18 protein-coding genes and 1 tRNA gene are annotated in these 17,307 nt (G+C 28.7%); 12 read left to right on the forward strand and 7 right to left on the reverse strand.

What is annotated here, in order from left to right; genetic code table 11:
• Nucleotides 1-3 precede the first annotated feature (3 nt).
• Entirely contained in the window at nt 4-1,065 is a 1,062-nt protein-coding gene (gene thiL, locus RT575_RS05120; protein ID WP_313579330.1) for a thiamine-phosphate kinase, read from the forward strand.
• Nucleotides 1,066-1,218: 153 nt separating this feature from the next.
• Here the strand turns inward: thiL and rpmA are convergent, their stop codons facing one another.
• Together rpmA and rplU are read right to left on the reverse strand one after the other, a co-directional pair.
• Complete coding sequence (rpmA, locus tag RT575_RS05125; RefSeq protein WP_150431414.1) at nt 1,219-1,476, reverse strand: 50S ribosomal protein L27; 258 nt, start codon at nt 1,474-1,476, stop codon at nt 1,219-1,221.
• 43 nt (nt 1,477-1,519) lie between these two features.
• On the reverse strand, nt 1,520-1,825 hold the full coding sequence (gene rplU, locus RT575_RS05130) for a 50S ribosomal protein L21 (protein WP_125349931.1): 306 nt from the start codon (nt 1,823-1,825) through the stop codon (nt 1,520-1,522).
• A gap of 171 nt (nt 1,826-1,996) precedes the next feature.
• Between rplU and RT575_RS05135 the strand changes: the two genes are divergently transcribed.
• Genes RT575_RS05135 through RT575_RS05145 form a run of 3 tightly spaced genes read left to right on the forward strand, consistent with a single transcriptional unit; the run spans nt 1,997 to nt 4,498 of the window.
• A complete protein-coding gene (locus tag RT575_RS05135; protein WP_313384778.1) occupies nt 1,997-2,245 on the forward strand; it encodes a FeoA family protein in 249 nt (82 codons plus the stop codon).
• Complete coding sequence (gene feoB, locus RT575_RS05140) at nt 2,245-4,344, forward strand: ferrous iron transport protein B (protein WP_313384780.1); 2,100 nt, start codon at nt 2,245-2,247, stop codon at nt 4,342-4,344. Before RT575_RS05135 ends, feoB begins: the two co-directional genes overlap by 1 nt.
• A gap of 4 nt (nt 4,345-4,348) precedes the next feature.
• A complete protein-coding gene (locus RT575_RS05145; protein WP_313384782.1) occupies nt 4,349-4,498 on the forward strand; it encodes a FeoB-associated Cys-rich membrane protein in 150 nt (49 codons plus the stop codon).
• Nucleotides 4,499-4,537: 39 nt separating this feature from the next.
• Here RT575_RS05145 and RT575_RS05150 read toward each other — a convergent pair whose 3' ends face one another.
• Nucleotides 4,538-5,677: a methionine aminotransferase gene (locus RT575_RS05150; RefSeq protein WP_313579333.1), complete on the reverse strand. Its 1,140-nt coding sequence runs from the start codon at nt 5,675-5,677 to the stop codon at nt 4,538-4,540.
• A 107-nt stretch (nt 5,678-5,784) separates the two neighbouring features.
• Between RT575_RS05150 and RT575_RS05155 the strand changes: the two genes are divergently transcribed.
• The 4 genes from RT575_RS05155 to RT575_RS05170 are packed head-to-tail and all read left to right on the forward strand — an operon-like array spanning nt 5,785 to nt 11,433.
• Nucleotides 5,785-7,635, forward strand: coding sequence for a DNA topoisomerase IV subunit B (locus RT575_RS05155; protein WP_313384786.1), 1,851 nt, complete (start codon nt 5,785-5,787; stop codon nt 7,633-7,635).
• Between the two features lie 26 nt (nt 7,636-7,661).
• Nucleotides 7,662-8,156 carry a hypothetical protein gene (locus RT575_RS05160; protein WP_313384788.1) on the forward strand — a complete coding sequence of 165 codons (495 nt, stop codon included), beginning with the start codon at nt 7,662-7,664 and terminating at the stop codon, nt 8,154-8,156.
• Between the two features lie 8 nt (nt 8,157-8,164).
• Nucleotides 8,165-10,726: a DNA gyrase/topoisomerase IV subunit A gene (locus RT575_RS05165; protein WP_313579335.1), complete on the forward strand. Its 2,562-nt coding sequence runs from the start codon at nt 8,165-8,167 to the stop codon at nt 10,724-10,726.
• Entirely contained in the window at nt 10,726-11,433 is a 708-nt protein-coding gene (locus tag RT575_RS05170) for a rhomboid family intramembrane serine protease (protein ID WP_313579337.1), read from the forward strand. Before RT575_RS05165 ends, RT575_RS05170 begins: the two co-directional genes overlap by 1 nt.
• 32 nt (nt 11,434-11,465) lie before the next feature.
• Here the strand turns inward: RT575_RS05170 and RT575_RS05175 are convergent, their stop codons facing one another.
• Both RT575_RS05175 and RT575_RS05180 read right to left on the reverse strand, forming a co-directional pair.
• The gene (locus RT575_RS05175; protein WP_313384794.1) at nt 11,466-11,696 is read right to left on the reverse strand and encodes a ferredoxin; all 231 of its coding nucleotides are present in this window, start codon (nt 11,694-11,696) and stop codon (nt 11,466-11,468) included.
• 15 nt (nt 11,697-11,711) lie between these two features.
• On the reverse strand, nt 11,712-13,004 hold the full coding sequence (locus RT575_RS05180) for a peptidase U32 family protein (protein ID WP_313384796.1): 1,293 nt from the start codon (nt 13,002-13,004) through the stop codon (nt 11,712-11,714).
• Between the two features lie 153 nt (nt 13,005-13,157).
• On the opposite strand from RT575_RS05180, the gene RT575_RS05185 reads away from it, so the two are divergent.
• The 4 genes from RT575_RS05185 (at nt 13,158) to RT575_RS05200 (ending at nt 15,666) form a co-directional block, all read left to right on the forward strand.
• Entirely contained in the window at nt 13,158-13,934 is a 777-nt protein-coding gene (locus RT575_RS05185) for an RNA methyltransferase (RefSeq protein WP_313579339.1), read from the forward strand.
• Between the two features lie 33 nt (nt 13,935-13,967).
• Complete coding sequence (gene folB / locus RT575_RS05190) at nt 13,968-14,324, forward strand: dihydroneopterin aldolase (RefSeq protein WP_313384800.1); 357 nt, start codon at nt 13,968-13,970, stop codon at nt 14,322-14,324.
• Between the two features lie 52 nt (nt 14,325-14,376).
• Nucleotides 14,377-14,447: transfer RNA gene (locus RT575_RS05195), tRNA-Cys, on the forward strand.
• A 244-nt stretch (nt 14,448-14,691) separates the two neighbouring features.
• The gene (locus RT575_RS05200; RefSeq protein ID WP_313579341.1) at nt 14,692-15,666 is read left to right on the forward strand and encodes an SPFH domain-containing protein; all 975 of its coding nucleotides are present in this window, start codon (nt 14,692-14,694) and stop codon (nt 15,664-15,666) included.
• A gap of 36 nt (nt 15,667-15,702) precedes the next feature.
• On the opposite strand, the gene RT575_RS05205 is transcribed toward RT575_RS05200, so the two are convergent.
• Both RT575_RS05205 and RT575_RS05210 read right to left on the reverse strand, forming a co-directional pair.
• On the reverse strand, nt 15,703-16,677 hold the full coding sequence (locus tag RT575_RS05205) for a hypothetical protein (protein WP_313384804.1): 975 nt from the start codon (nt 16,675-16,677) through the stop codon (nt 15,703-15,705).
• Between the two features lie 84 nt (nt 16,678-16,761).
• The coding region (locus RT575_RS05210; RefSeq protein WP_313579343.1) for a hypothetical protein at nt 16,762-17,307 on the reverse strand (546 nt) is incomplete at its 5' end.

Consider the following 17,307-nt stretch of genomic DNA (forward strand, 5'->3'; position numbering starts at 1 on the left):
TAGATGTTAGAAGATAAAAATGTTTCAAAAACAAGTTTAGCAGAAATAGGAGAATTTGGTTTAATAAATCAAATCAAAGAAGGATTTCCTATAAAATTAGAAAGTTCTATAAAAGGAATTGGAGATGATGCTGCTGTTATTGATTATAAAAAAGAGAGAACAGTAATCTCTACAGATTTGCTTGTAGAAGGTGTAAATTTTAGTTGGTCTTACATGCCATTAAGACATTTAGGATACAAAGCTGTTGTAACTGCAATAAGTGATATTTTAGCAATGAATGCTATTCCAAAACAATTACTTGTTTCTATTGCGCTATCTAATCGTTTTACTATAGAAGCTGTTGATGAAATATACAATGGTATGAAGTATGCTTGCGATAAATACAATATTGATATTGTCGGAGGTGATACAACTTCTTCTGTAAGTGGTTTAGTGATTAGTGTTACAGCAGTTGGATCTGCACCAGAAAAAAATATTACATACAGAAATGGAGCACAAGAAAATGATTTAATTGTCTTATCTGGTGATTTAGGAGCATCTTTTCTTGGATTACAAGTTTTAGAGAGAGAGGCTCAAGTAAGTAAAGTAAATCCTAATAATCAACCAGATTTCGAACAATATTCTTATTTAATAGAGCGTCAATTAAAACCAGAGGCTCGTTTAGATATAATAAACTTATTAAAAGAATTAAAAGTTCAACCTACATCTATGATTGATATTTCTGATGGATTATCATCAGAAATTATTCATTTATCTAAAGAAAGTGGACATGGATTTAATATTTATGAAGAAAAAATTCCTCTAGATTCTACTGTTATTAAAGGTGCAGAAGAATTTAAAATAAATCCAATCACATGTGCATTAAGTGGTGGTGAGGATTATGAATTGCTATTTACAATTAATCAAAACGATTTCGATAAAATAAAAGGAAATCCTAATCTTACTGTTATTGGTCATGTAACAGGTAAAAATGAAGAAAATTACTTAATAACAACAGGAAGTGAGCAAATGGTTCCTCTTACAGCACAAGGATGGGGAGTTGAAAAAGAAGAGGAGGAAAATTAATTCCTACCATATTATAAATATCAAAAGCATTCAAGAAATTGGATGCTTTTTTATTTGAAGCAATTTGATTTTTAATATTAAATTTATAGATAAAAAAAGCTCATCTAAATAGATGAGCTTTTATATTTTTAGCGTTTTCGCTGTTGATATCAATTAAGATAATGGTTCAACAGAAACGTAAGATCTATCGTTACGTTTTTTTGTGAAAACTACTTTTCCGTCAACTAATGCGAATAATGTGTGATCTTTACCAATCCCTACATTATCACCAGGATGATGTTGAGTACCTCTTTGACGAACAATAATGTTACCAGCGATTGCTGCTTGTCCACCAAAAATTTTAACACCTAAACGTTTCGAATGTGATTCACGACCATTTTTCGAACTTCCGACCCCTTTCTTATGTGCCATTTCGTTTTGTTTTTAAGAGTTAATAATTAATCTCAGCTCAATCTTAACCGATTGAAGCTACTTCAATTTTAGTGAATTGTTGACGATGACCGTTAGACTTTTGGTAACCTTTTCTTCTTTTCTTTTTGAAAACGATTACTTTGTCTCCTTTCACGTGTTCAACGATTTTAGCTACTACGGTAACTCCTTCTATAACTGGGGCGCCGACAGTGATTGCTCCGTTATCTGTTAATAAAACACGGTCGAATTTTACTTCGTCACCTGCTTCACCAGCTAAACGGTTTACAAACAATTGTTGGTCTTTTTCAACTTTGTATTGAAGCCCTGCTATCTCTACAATTGCGTACATAAATTAATGTTTATAAATGAAAATTGAGTGCAAATATAATATTATTTTTTCAATTATAAGTGAATTAATTGAAATTTAAGTAGAAACAAAAAAAATTATGATAATTCTTCTATTTGGATTAATTAAAAATTGGATATATTTGCAAGTAAAGACAATTAATCCAATTGAAAAATGGAAAAGTTAGTTAAAGAGTTTTCTCTAAAAGATTTGAAAATAGGAGATTTAGCAGAAATTATTGGTTATAAAACTGATGATATACCTACTAAATTGTACGAAATGGGATTTATACCTGGAACTAAATTACAAATAAAAAATAAAGCTCCTTTTGGTGGTCCAATTTGTATTAGTATTACATCAAATAAAACAGTCATGGCGCTTCGCAGAACAGAAGCTGATAATATATTGATTAATAAAAAATAATGAATCATTACAAAATTGCCTTAGTTGGTAATCCAAACGTAGGTAAAACTTCTCTTTTTAATAAGCTTACAAATCTTAGACAAAAAGTTGGTAATTATCCTGGTGTTACAGTAGAAAAACGCGAAGGAAATGTAGAACGTAATGGAAATAAATTTTCTATTATAGATTTACCAGGAACTTACAGTATATATCCTAGTTCATTGGATGAGGAGGTTGTTTTTAAAATTTTAGGAGATAAATCAAATAAATTATATCCTGATTTAACAGTTGTTGTAGGTGAACCTTCAAATTTAAAGAGATCAATTTCTTTATACCTTCAAGTTAGAGAATTAGGAGTTCCTTCAATTTTTGTCATTAATATGAAAGACGAGATTGAAAGTAAAGGATTAATAATAAATCTAGAAGAACTTGAGAGGTTTTTACATACAAAAATATATCTAACAAACGCTAGAACAAGCGAAGGATTAGACGAATTAGTAGATGCATTGGTAAAGACTACTAAAGACTATCATACAAAATTTGAAATTCCTCAGGAGTATATATCAACTATTGATAAAATTAAAGAAGATTTTAATATTAGTTCAGATTATATTGCGTGGCAATATCTTTCTCAAAAATATATTCCCTTTTTAAGTGAAGAAGATCAAGAAAAGTTAGATAGAGTAAAAAATGAACTAAAGATAATACCTAAGCGACTTCAAGTAAAAGAAACTTTAGATAGAAATAAAATTCTTGATAAAGAATTGGAAAAGGTTGTTAGTTACGAATTTAAAGGGAAAGAAACATTAACAGATAAAATAGATAAAACTTTAATTCATCCTATTTTTGGGTATGTTATTTTTTTAGGGATATTATTATTGATTTTTCAAGCTGTTTATGCTTGGTCTGCACCTTTAATGGGAATGGTAGAAGATTTATTTGGATGGATAGACGAAGAAGCTATTAGTATTATTCCACCTGGACCAATAAATGATATTGTAGGAGGTGCTATAGTACCTGGTATAGAGGGGATTGCTGTGTTTGTACCACAAATAGCTATTTTATTCTTATTTATTTCCATTATGGAAGAAACTGGATATATGAGTCGAGTTGTTTACTTGATGGATAGATGGTTGAAACCATTTGGATTAAGTGGGAAAAGTGTTGTTCCTCTGATTTCAGGTGTTGCATGTGCTGTTCCTGCAATTATGTCTGCTAGAAATATTGAAAATTATAAAGAAAGGTTACTTACAATTTTAGTAACTCCTTTTATGACTTGCTCAGCACGCTTGCCAATTTATATTGTTCTAATTTCATTGGTTATACCAGATAAAACAATTTTAGGGTTGAGTTATCAAGCGTTAGCATTATTTGTAATGTATTTGTTGGGAGTTTTAGGAGCTTTAGGAAGTGCAATAGTTTTAAATTTAATTATAAAATCTAAACATAAAAGTTTTTTAATCTTAGAAATGCCTACATATAAACTTCCAGATTGGAAGAATGTTTTCCTAAATGTTTGGGAAAAAACGTTAGGTTTTCTAATTGATGCTGGTAAAATAATTTTTGCAATTTCTATTATTCTTTGGGTTTTAGGTTCTTTTGGACCAGGAGAAAAATTTAAAAATGCAGAAGAAATTGTAACTGCTCATCATCCAAAAATGAATGAAGAAGATTTAGAAAATGAAATTGCTTCATATAAATTAGAAAACTCTTATTTAGGAAATTTAGGAATGATTATTGAACCAATTGTTGAACCAATGGGATACGATTGGAAGATGGGAATTGGATTAATTTCCTCTTTTGCAGCTCGAGAAGTTTTTGTAGGTACAATGTCAACTGTTTATAGTTTAGGAGAAGTTGATGTTGAAGATAATAAAGAGAAAGATCGTTTACTTCAGCGTATGCAATCAGAGGTTAATCAAAATACAGGGCAACCAGCATATAATTTAGCTACTGGAGTTTCATTACTATTGTTTTATGCTTTTGCAATGCAATGTATGAGTACTATTGCAATTGTAAAAAAAGAAACAAACTCTTGGAAATGGACTTTAATACAAACAGGATTTATGACTGGTTTGGCATATTTAGTTGCATTTATTGCATATCACATTTTAAAATAAAATTATGGATAATGTTTGGGTACAATATGCATTCATTGCTTTTCTATTCGGATTTGCAGTTTGGTATGTTGTTAAGATGGTTAAAAAATCATTCAGTTCAGGTAGTAACGGAGGTTGTTCAAAAGGTTGTGGATGTTCTACTGATAAAAAATAATAGTATAAAAGGCTTAAGTTTTACTTAAGCCTTTTTAATTTATAATTTAGTTAGATTTTCAATTGCTTTTATTAAAGTTTCGTCTTTTTTAGCGAAGCAAAATCGAACAACTTTATAATCAGTTTTATCTTTGTAAAAGGCAGAAACAGGAATTGTAGCTACTTTATATTGTTCTGTTAATAATTTTGCAAATTCATTATCTGGTAAATTACTTATATTAGAGTAATTCGCATTTATAAAATAAGTTCCTTCACATGGTAAAAGGTTGAATTTAGTTGAAGAAAGATTATCTACAAATAAATCTCTTTTATGTTGGAAAAAATTACTTAAATGTAAATAATTTTCAGGATTTTCTAAATAATCTGCAATTGCATACTGAGAAGGCGTATGTGTTGAAAATGTATTGAATTGGTGACATTTTCTAAATTCTTTCATTAATTCTTTTTCAGCTAAAATATAACCAATTTTCCATCCTGTTATATGGAATAATTTCCCAAAAGATCCTACAACAAAAACTTTATCTTTAATTGTTGTTAATTGAGTAAAACTTTGATGTTTTTTATTATCGAAAGTTATATGTTCATATACTTCATCAGCTAATAAATAACAATTATTGGCCTTTATTAGTTTTTCAAAAGATTTGAGATCATTTTCTGTTAAAACTCTTCCTGTTGGATTATTAGGATTATTAACAATAATAAGTTTTGTTTTTGATGTAATTTTTTGTTTCAATTCATCAAAATCTATTTTATAATCAGGATATTTTAGTTCAATAGGAACTATTTTTCCACCAAATAATTCTACAGTTGGTTGATATAAATCGTATGCAGGTTCAAAAATAATTACTTCATCATTTGGATGAATTAAAGTAGAAATCACATTAAAAATAGCTTGACTAGCTCCACTTGTTATATTAATTTCATCTAGATAATTATAGTCACAAGAATATAGATTATTGTATTTTTCTGCTAATAATTCACGTAATTTTTCAATTCCAAACATTGGAGCATATTGGTTATAATGATTAGAAGCATAATAATTTAATTGATTAATTAATTTTGAATCGGCATCAAAATCAGGAAATCCTTGAGCTAAATTAATCGCATTACTTTCTATAGCTAACTTGCTCATTACAGTAAAAATAGTTGTTGAAACGTCTGGTAATTTAGATTTTATCATGTTGTTAAAGTAGATTGATTTTCCTCAAAATCAAAATAGTATACCATAAAAATATTCTAAAAAAAAGTGTTATTTTTGTAAAACTCGATTAAAATTCATATCTCACAATGTCAGAACTAAATCAACAAGTTAATTATACAGAAGACAATATCAAAACTCTTGATTGGCGCGAACATATTCGTATGCGACCAGGGATGTACATAGGTAAACTTGGCGACGGTTCTTCTCAGGATGATGGTATTTATATCCTCCTTAAGGAAATTGTGGATAACTGTATTGATGAATTTGTAATGGGATCTGGTAAAACGATTGAAATTAATTTACGAGATGAAGAAGTTACTGTTCGTGATTATGGTCGTGGTATTCCTCTTGGGAAAATGGTAGATGCTGTTTCAAAAATGAATACAGGAGGAAAATATGATTCGCAAGCTTTTAAAAAATCGGTTGGGTTGAATGGAGTTGGTACTAAGGCTGTAAATGCTTTATCAACTTATTTTAGAGTACAATCTGTTCGTGATGGAAAAACAAGAGTTGCTGAGTTTGAAAAAGGTATTTTATTGAATCAAGAAGATGAGAAAGAATCTTCTCTAAGAAAAGGAACTAAAATTACATTTGTTCCTGATAAAACAATTTTCTTAAACTTTAAATTCAGAAAAGAATATGTAGACAAGATGTTGAAAAACTATGTTTACCTAAATCCAGGCTTAAAAATTATTTTTAATGGAGAAGAATTCTTTTCGAAAGATGGATTAAAAGATTTATTAAAAGATAATATAGAAGAAGAAACAATATATGACATTATTCACTTAAAAGGTGAAGATATAGAACTAGCAATGACACATAGTTCTAAATCGTATTCAGAAACATATTATTCTTTTGTAAATGGTCAAAATACAACACAAGGAGGAACTCATTTAAGTGCTTTTAAAGAGGCTGTTGTAAAAACTGTTCGTGAGTTTTATAATAAAAGTTATGATCCGGCAGATATTCGTAAATCAATCATTGGTGCTATTTCCATAAAAGTTATAGAGCCTGTTTTCGAATCTCAAACAAAAACGAAATTAGGATCAAATGAAATTGGTCCTGGAATGACAACCGTTCGTACTTTTGTTAATGATTTTATCAAAACTAATCTTGATAATTTTCTACATAAAAATACAGAAGTAGCACAAGCGCTTGAACGAAAAATTAAACAATCAGAAACAGAACGTAAAGAGCTTTCAGGAATACGTAAATTAGCAAGGGATCGAGCTAAAAAGGTGAGTTTACATAATAAAAAATTGAGAGATTGTCGTCAACATTATAATAATCCTAAGGCTGAATTTAGATTAGATTCTACAATTTTTATTACAGAGGGAGATTCTGCAAGTGGATCAATTACTAAAAGTAGAAATGTAGAAACACAAGCTGTATTTAGTTTACGTGGAAAACCGTTAAATTCTTATGGGTTAACTAAAAAAATTGTTTACGAAAACGAAGAGTTTAATCTTTTACAAGCTGCATTAAATATTGAAGATGGATTAGAAGATTTACGTTACAATAATGTTGTTATTGCAACTGATGCTGATGTAGATGGAATGCATATCCGTTTATTAATAATTACATTCTTTTTACAATTCTTCCCAGAATTAATAAAAGAAGGACATTTATACATTTTACAAACACCATTATTTCGTGTAAGAAATAAAAAAGAAACAAGATACTGTTATTCTGAACCAGAAAGATTATTAGCTTTAGAGGAAATTAAAAACCCAGAAATTACTCGATTTAAAGGTTTAGGAGAAATATCTCCCGATGAATTTAAACATTTCATTGGAAAAGATATTCGATTAGAGCCCGTAATGATTGGAAAAGATCAGACAATCGAAAGTTTACTAGAATTTTACATGGGAAAAAATACACCAACAAGACAAGAATTTATAATAAATAATTTAGCAATTGATACTTTGAAAAACTAACAATTAAACATCAAAAACCCTCACCTATGAAGAAAAATAATAAAGCGATTATTAGTCTTTTTAAAATACTGAATTTGCTTATTATTGGATTAATAATAATTAATCTAATATTATTTAGCAATATATTATTGGATAAATATCATTTAATTCCACCGTATTATCTTACAATATTTATTGTTTTTTTTATATGGATAACAAGTTTTAATGGTAATCAATATTATGCTATAGATACAAAAGGGGAAACGATTACTTTTGAGACAGAGCGATTAGATTTATTATCAATTTTCAATGCAAATAGGAAAAAAATAGATTTACCAAAATATAAACTTGTTAAATATGATTATAAAGGAGGTTTTTTATCAAGGCAAATAATTGTTTTTATAAAAAGTAAAAAATCTCAAAATCTTACAAAAGTAAAATATAGATTAGCATTTATTTCAGGTAAAAATATTAGAAATATTTTGAATGAATTAGATAAAATTGTTGAAAACAATAAATTACAAGAAAATAGAGAGGTATAATTAAAATTATGCAAGAAAATCAAGAAAGTATAAAAAAAATATCAGGAATGTATCAAGAGTGGTTTCTTGATTATGCTTCTTATGTGATTTTAGAAAGAGCTATTCCTTCTATATATGATGGCCTAAAACCTGTTCAGCGAAGAATATTACATTCAATGCGAGAATTAGAAGATGGACGTTACAACAAAGTTGCTAACATTGTTGGTAATACAATGAAGTATCATCCACATGGTGATATGGCAATTTCTGATGCAATGGTGCAAATTGGTCAAAAAGAACTTTTGATTGATATGCAAGGTAACTGGGGGAATGTATATACAGGAGACCGTGCAGCAGCTTCCCGTTATATAGAAGCTCGTTTAACAAAATTTGCTTTAGAGGTTGTTTTTAACCCAAAAACAACTAAGTGGCAACAATCGTATGATGGTAGAAATAAAGAACCAATAGATTTACCTATCAAATTTCCATTATTACTTGCTCAAGGTGTAGAAGGTATTGCAGTTGGTTTATCTACAAAAATATTACCTCATAACTTTAATGAATTAATTGATGCATCTATTTTGCATTTAAAAGGTAAGAAATTTCAAATTTTTCCTGATTTTTTAACTGCAGGATTAATTGATGTATCAGATTATAATGATGGTTTAAGAGGAGGCAAAGTACGAATCAGAGCTAAAATTGTTCAAGAGGATAAAACAATTCTAAAAATAACGGAAATTCCTTACGGAACTACAACAGGATCATTAATTGACTCTATTTTAAAAGCCAATGATAAGGGTAAAATAAAAATTAAGAAAATAGAAGATAATACTGCTGCAGAAGTAGAAATATTAATTCATTTAGTTCCTGGTAGTAGTACTGATAAAACAATAGATGCTTTGTATGCTTTCACAGATTGCGAAGTTTCTATTTCTCCTAATGCATGTGTAATTAATCAACAAACTCCAGAATTTTTATCTGTTTCAGATATATTAATTCACAACACAAATAATACTGTTGATTTATTAAAAAAAGAATTAGAAATTGAACTGAATGAACTTCAAGAACAATGGCATTTTTCATCTTTAGAAAGGATATTCATTGAAAATAGAATATATCACGATATTGAGGAAGAAGAAACTTGGGAAGGAGTTATTTCTGCAATAGATAAAGGTCTTAAACCACATATATCTCACCTTATACGTCCAGTTACAGAAGAAGATATTACTCGATTAACAGAAATTAGAATTAAACGTATTTCTAAGTTTGATTTAGATAAAGCACAACAGTATATTGAATCTTTAGAAGATAGAATAGAAAATGTAAAACATCATCTTGCTAATTTAATTGATTTTGCAATTGAATATTTCAAAGCTCTAAAAACCAAATATGGTAAAGGAAAAGAACGTAAAACAGAAATAAGAACTTTTGATACAATTGATGCAACTAAAGTAGCAGTAGCAAATACTCGTTTTTATATTGATAGAGCTGAAGGTTTTATAGGAACGTCTCTTAAGAAAGATGAATTTTTATTTGAGTGTTCTGATATTGATGATATCATCGTTTTTAAATCTGATGGAACTATGATTGTAACTAAAGTTGATGCCAAAACCTTTATAGGGAAAGGTATTCTACATGTTGCAGTATGGCATAAGAATGATAAACGTACCATCTATAATTTAATTTATCGTGATGGTAAAAATGGTCCTGCTTATCAGAAGCGTTTTGCAGTTACTGGAATTACTCGGGATAAAGAATATGATTTAACTGCAGGAAATAAAGGCTCAGAAGTACTTTATTTTACAGCTAATCCTAATGGAGAAGCGCAAGTTGTATCAGTAATTTTAAAAACACATCAACGTATTAAAAAATTAAAATTTGATTTAGATTTTGCCGATTTGACAATAAAAGGTAGATCATCTAAAGGAAATTTAGTTACAAAATATCCAATTAAAAAAATTGAATTAAAAGAAGAGGGAGTTTCTACTTTAGCTCCAAGACAAATTTGGTTTGATGAAGAAATAAAGCGTCTTAATGCAGATGGTGTAGGTACTTTGTTAGGTTCTTTTAAGGGAGATGATAAAATACTTACTATTAATAAAAAAGGAGAAGCTAAACTAGTTTCTTTTGATTTGAGCAATCGTTTTGATGAAGAACTAGAAGTTATTGAAAAATGGAAACCAAATAAGCCAATTTCTTGTGTTTATTTTGATGCTGAAAAAGATAGATATTTCATTAAACGTTTTCTTCTAGAAGAAACATTATCTACTCAAGTATTTTATTCTTTAGAGGATGATAAATCATCAATAATGGTTGTTTCTACAGATTATTTACCAATGATAGAATTAGTTTTTTCTAAATTGAAAGGAGTAGAAAGAGAACCAGAAATTATTAATGTGGAAGAATTTATTGCTGTAAAAGGTATTAAAGCACAAGGAAATCAATTAACTGTAAATAAATTAAAAACAATAAAAGTCTTAGAACCTTTGCCTTTTGAAGAACCAGAAGAACTAGAGGAATCAAAAGAAGAAGTACAACCTACTCTATTTGATGAGGTTGAAGATGATAACAATGAAAATTTAGACGAATAATGGGAGATATCTCACTAATAACAATCGTTATTATAGCATTAAATGTAATTATTAGCTGGAAAGGTTTTAATGATTATTCATTTTTTGATAAATATAAGTTTCAAATAGGTTCTATTGTTCATAACAAAGAATATTATCGTATACTAAGCTCAGGATTTTTACATGTAGATGTTACACATTTAATTTTTAATATGTTAACATTATACTTTTTTGCAAATCCTGTAATTGCTTTTTTTGCTAGTCCACAAGGTTTTTTGTTTGGAGATTTTTCTCAGATAAAAATGAATATTGGTTATGGAATGTTTTTGTTAACCTACCTTTTAGCAATTATAGGAGGAAATTTATTATCGTTATTAATTCATAAAAAAGATAATTGGTATTCTGCTGTAGGTGCATCAGGTGGAGTAACTGGTATTTTATTTGCCGCTATAGCAGCATTTCCCCAACAAGAAATAGGATTATATTTTATAATAGATATTCCAGCTTGGATTTTTGGTATTCTTTACTTAGGATATTCTGTTTACGGTATGAAAACTAATTTAGGAAATATTGGGCATTCAGCTCATATTGGTGGAGCTATTGTAGGGCTTTTATCAGCAATTCTATTTTATCCAGCAATTTTACAAATTAATACATACTATATTCTTGGAATGATGATTCCTTTAATTATTTTATTATTTATTATTTTGAAAGAACATAGAAAATAAAAAAAGCCATCAATTTTGATGGCTTTTCTTTTTTATATTTCTTTTACTACAATTATATTTACTGGACAAGCTTTGGCAGCTCTGTCACAATTTTCGGCTATCGTATGATCAGGGTCTTTTAGTGTATGAAAACCTTTTTTATCAATTGATTTTAATAATACAGATTTACCATCTTTTTTTGACATACGAAAGCGTTCTGGTGCCAATTCATAACAATAGTTGCATCCGATGCATTTATCGCGTTGTAACGTAATAATGACCATATTTAACTATTTTTTTTAGTGTGAATAAGCTCCTTCCGAAACACTGTTTTGTTGTGTTCCTGGCTCCTCAACTTTTACAAGTTTATATAATTTGTCTGAAGGACGAATACGGAATTCCATAGGTAATGTAATACTATCTCCTTTTTTAGCGATATCTCCTTTTACATCCTCAACAAACATAGATGGAACAATCATTTCTTTCGCACCTGTTGTTGGACCAGTAACTAAGATTAAATCACCTACTTTAAGATCATAAGCATCAATTACAAATTGTCCAATATTAGTTTTTGGGAAATAATGAACTCCTTTACCAATATAAACTTTCTTTTGAGTTGCCATAGATCCAGGAACAGCTGACCATTCACCTAATTTTTGACCTAAATAATATCCAGACCAAAAACCACGATTATAAACAGTTTGCAATAATCCCATCCAGTAATCAACTTTATCTTTAGAATAAGTTCCATCAGCAATAGAATCTATTGCTTCACGGTAACAACGAATAACTGTTGCTACATATTCAGGAGAACGTCCACGACCTTCAATTTTTAATACTTTAATTCCAGCATCCACTACTTCATCCAAAAATTCCATTGTACATAAATCTTTTGGAGACATCATGTATTCGTTATCTAATTCGATTTCGAAACCTGTTTCTTGATCTATAACAGTATATTTTTTACGACAATTTTGTTTACATGCACCTCTATTTGCAGAAGAATTATGAGAATGTAAGCTTAAATAACATTTTCCAGAAACAGCCATACATAATGCACCATGTCCAAAAATTTCTACTTCGACTAAATTTCCACTAGGTCCACGAACATCATCTTTTACAATAAGTTCACAAATTTTATTTATTTGTTTTAAACTTAGTTCACGAGATAATACCATTGTATCTGCAAACATTGCATAAAACTTAACTGTTTCTATATTTGTGACATTGATCTGTGTAGAAATATGAATTTCTACACCAATTTGTCTAGCATAAGCAATAACAGATTGATCCATTGCAATAACAGCAGTTATATTTGCTTCTTTTGCACGATCTAATAAGTTTTTGATTAAAGACAAATCATGATCATATATAATAGTATTTAATGTAAGGTAAGAACGCACACCTTTTTCTTCACAACGTTTTACGATTTCAGGTAAATCGTCCATTGTAAAGTTTATTGATGCTCTCGCACGCATATTCAACTGCTCAACTCCGAAATATACAGAATCAGCTCCATTATCTAAAGCCGCTTGTAACGATTCGAAATTCCCAGCAGGAGCCATCAACTCCATTTTTCCATCTTTGGTCATACGAAAATTCTGATTTTAAGGGGCAAAGGTACAAAAAATATAAGTTTATATTGATTATAAATTAAAGCAAATTGAAAATGAACTCTTTAACAGATAAAAAATGGAACAAAAAATTCTATTAAATATTGATAGAAAAAGAATTAATTTTGCAGAATGCAAATAGAAAGTCTTCAAAATCCAAGGATAAAAAACTTGCTGAAACTGCAAGAAAAATCAAGAGAACGTAAAAACCAAGGTTTATTTATTATTGAGGGAACTCAAGAAAATGAATTAGCCCTAAAAGGTGGTTACGAAGCAGTCGAAATTTATATTTGTGATGATATTTATTCTTATTCACTTCAATTTGGTAATGCAAAGGTTTTTATAATTACAAAACCAATTTTTGAGAAATTAGCATACCGCAAATCGACAGGAGGAATAATTGGTGTTTATAAAACCAAATCGGCACAATTACAAGACTTACAATTGCCAGAAAATGCATTAGTTGTTGTACTTGAAGCTGTAGAAAAGCCAGGGAATCTTGGAGCTATTTTACGTACAGGAGATGCTGCAAATGTAAATGCTGTTATTGTTTGTGATGAGACAGTGGATTTTTTTAATCCAAACGTCGTTCGTTCATCTGTAGGAACTTTATTTACAAATAATATTGCCTCAGGAACCAAAGAAACAGTATTAAATTTCTTGAAAGATAAAAATATACAAGTTGTATCTACTTTTTTAAGAGATGAAACAAAAAATCTTTATGATACAGACTTTTCTTCATCATCTGCAATAGTTTTAGGCACAGAAGCTACAGGACTTTCGGATTTTTGGGCAGATAATTCAGATGCTTTAATCAAAATACCGATGTTAGGTTTTGTAGATTCATTAAATGTAAGTAATGCAGCTGCAATTTGTGTTTACGAAGCTGTAAGACAAAGACAGAATTAAGAAATTATAGAATAAATCTTATATATTTGACCAATGGGAATAATTATCTTAGAAAACATAAAAATATACTCTAATCACGGCTGTTTAGAAGAAGAAGCAAGAATCGGATCTGATTATTTGGTCGATTTAGAAGCTCATGCAGATTTTTCTAAAGCTTGTGAATCAGATGAATTAGTAGATGCTTTAGATTATGTATCACTAAATAAAATAGTAAAAGAAGAAGTTGGTATTCGTTCAAAATTATTAGAACATGTTTGTAAAAGAATCTTAGATCGTATTGGTCAAGAACTTATAACTGTTACTTATGCTAAAGTGAAACTTTCTAAATTGAATCCTCCTATTGGTGGACATGTAGAAAAAGTAAGTGTTATTTTAGAAAAATCATTTTAAAGTTTTTTTTTCTAAAATTTTTAATATATTTGCAGTCCAAAAGAACAAGAATGGTTCCTTGACCGAGAGGCTAGGTAGCGGTCTGCAAAACCGTCCACAGCGGTTCGAATCCGCTAGGAACCTCTTTTCAAACCTCAATTATCTTAGATAGTTGAGGTTTTTTTATACTTTTAAAATAAAGATCATGATATATATATTAACTTTTTAATCTAGTTTATATTAGAATCTTTTTTATTAAAAATCTTAAATAAATTTTTAGTTATTTAATAAATAAAATGTCCATTTCAGTCCCTATTTAAAAAAATTAAATAATAATTTAAATAAAATTTATTATCTTAATCAAAACTATTATAAAACATTATTATTTATGGGTATTTCATTTGGAATTTTACTTCTTTTCGGAATAATTATTTTATTCCTTTTCGTTTTTACTGTAAAACAACAAACTGCAGTCATTATAGAACGTTTCGGTAAATTTAATAGTATTAGAAATCCTGGTTTACAATTCAAAATTCCTGTTATCGATAAAATTGCAGGAAAAATGTCTCTTAAAATTCAGCAACTAGATGTTGTTGTAGAAACCAAAACAAAAGATGATGTATTTGTAAGATTAAAAATTTCAGTTCAATATCAAGTTATAAAAACTCAAGTGTATGATGCTTTTTATAAATTAGATAATCCTTACACACAAATTACTTCATTTGTCTTTGATGTTGTTCGTGCTGAAGTTCCTAAATTAAGATTAGATGATGTTTTTGAGAAAAAAGATGATATTGCAATCGCTGTAAAAGGAGAGTTGCAAGAAGCTATGAATTCTTATGGTTATGAAATTATAAAAACTTTAGTAACTGACATTGATCCTGATGAACAAGTAAAACATGCAATGAATCGTATTAATGCTGCCGAACGAGAAAAATTAGCAGCACAATATGAAGGAGATGCAGCTAGAATATTAATTGTAGAAAAGGCAAAAGCTGAAGCTGAATCTAAACGTTTACAAGGGCAAGGTATAGCAGATCAAAGAAGAGAAATAGCTCGAGGGTTATTAGAGTCTGTAGATGTGTTAAATGGAGCTGGAATTACTTCTCAAGAAGCTTCTGCTCTTATTGTTGTTACTCAACATTATGATACATTACAATCTATTGGAGAAAAATCTGGTAGTAAATTAGTATTATTACCAAATTCTCCTACAGCAGCATCTGAAATGCTAAATACAATGGTAACTTCATTTACAGCCGCACAACAATTACATGAACATCAAATAGAAAATAATAATTCTGATTCACATAAAAAAAGATTAAATAAAAGAGATTCATTTAATAATGATGATACCGAATTATAAAATAAAAAAGGCTTTCTTTAAAGAAAGCCTTTTTTATTATTTTAATGTAATTACATTTTGTCCTACTTTATACCCATTTTGATAAATATCAATTTTATATTCTCCTTTTGGGAATTCATAATCAACCCAATCAAAAGAAACACGAGATCCAGACATGTTATTATAATTTACACTTACACGATCTGAATAATTAACTTTTACTCCAGAACGTAAAGTTATTTCTCCTGAATTAGCTCCTTTAAATTTACCTATATCTCCATTAGGTTTATAAATAGTTACAAATAATTCTTTTCGATTTGAAACAGCGTTTAAATTTTTATCTAGATCAAAAGTTACACGAACTTTATCTATTCTTCTTGCTCTATCAGTTTCTACTTCTCTACCGTTAGAACGAACTAATAAACCTTTTATCATATAATTAGATATTGATAAAGTAGAGTTTGTTTCTTCTAATAAGTCTTGTTTACTCTTTTTCTCTTGGTTAAGATTAGATTCTACAGCTTTCTTTTGATCAGATAATGATGAATTTTCTGTTGTTAATTCAGTATTTTTAGTTGTAAGAATTTTATTCTCATTTTTCAATCTTGTAATTTCTTCTTTATAGTAATTAATGTCAGATTGTAAAGAAACTATTAAGCGTTTCGCTCTTTGTAATTCATCACTTGTAATACCTTCTTTAATTAAAATAGATTGAATCTCTTTTTGTTTATTTAAAATCAGTTTATCCTGATTATCTAAAGTAACATCTTTTTTAGTCACTTTACTTTTGGCATCATCAAAATCTGCTCTAACGATTCTAAGCTCTTGCTTTAAAATTTCTCTTGAACGTTCTAAATCATTAATATTACCTTGCATTTCGGTAGAATTTTTAGAATATGCTTCTTCAGTATATACTATATAGCAAACTGCTAATAATAAACAAACTGATAATACGGCAATTATAATATTTTTAGAAAATTCTTTATTGTGTTTAGAGTTGGTAGAAGGCTCTAAATTTTTATATTCAGTCATTTTTTCATTAAATTCAACGAGTATGAATTATTATCAAAAATCAAACCGTTTTTTCATAAAAAATGACTGAATTTTTATATTTTTTTAATTATTAAGCTCATCTTTCGAATCTTGTTTAATTTCTTGAGCTTTTTCTTTGATTGATGATTCAGCATCATGTAATTTATCTTGAGCTTCATCTTTTAAATCTTGTGCTTTATGTTCTAAATCAGAACCTTTTTCTTTTAAAAAATCAGAAGCCTCAGATGTTTTTTCTTTGATTGAAGATCCAGCGTCATGTAATTTATCTTGAGCTTCATCTTTTAAATCTTGCGCTTTATGTTCTAAATCAGAACCTTTTTCTTTTAAAAAATCAGAAGCCTCAGATGTTTTTTCTTTGATTGAAGATCCAGCGTCATGTAATTTATCTTGAGCTTCATCTTTTAAATCTTGCGCTTTATGTTCTAAATCAGAACCTTTTTCTTTTAAAAAATCAGAAGCCTCAGATGTTTTTTCTTTGATTGAAGATCCAGCATCATGTAATTTGTCTTGAGCTTCATCTTTTAAATCTTGCGCTTTATGCTCTAAATCAGAACCTTTTTCTTTTAAATAATCAGAAGCCTCAGATGTTTTTTCTTTGATTGAAGATCC

This window comes from Chishuiella sp. (assembly GCF_032109125.1).
In the GTDB taxonomy this organism is placed as follows: Bacteria; Bacteroidota; Bacteroidia; order Flavobacteriales; family Weeksellaceae; genus Empedobacter.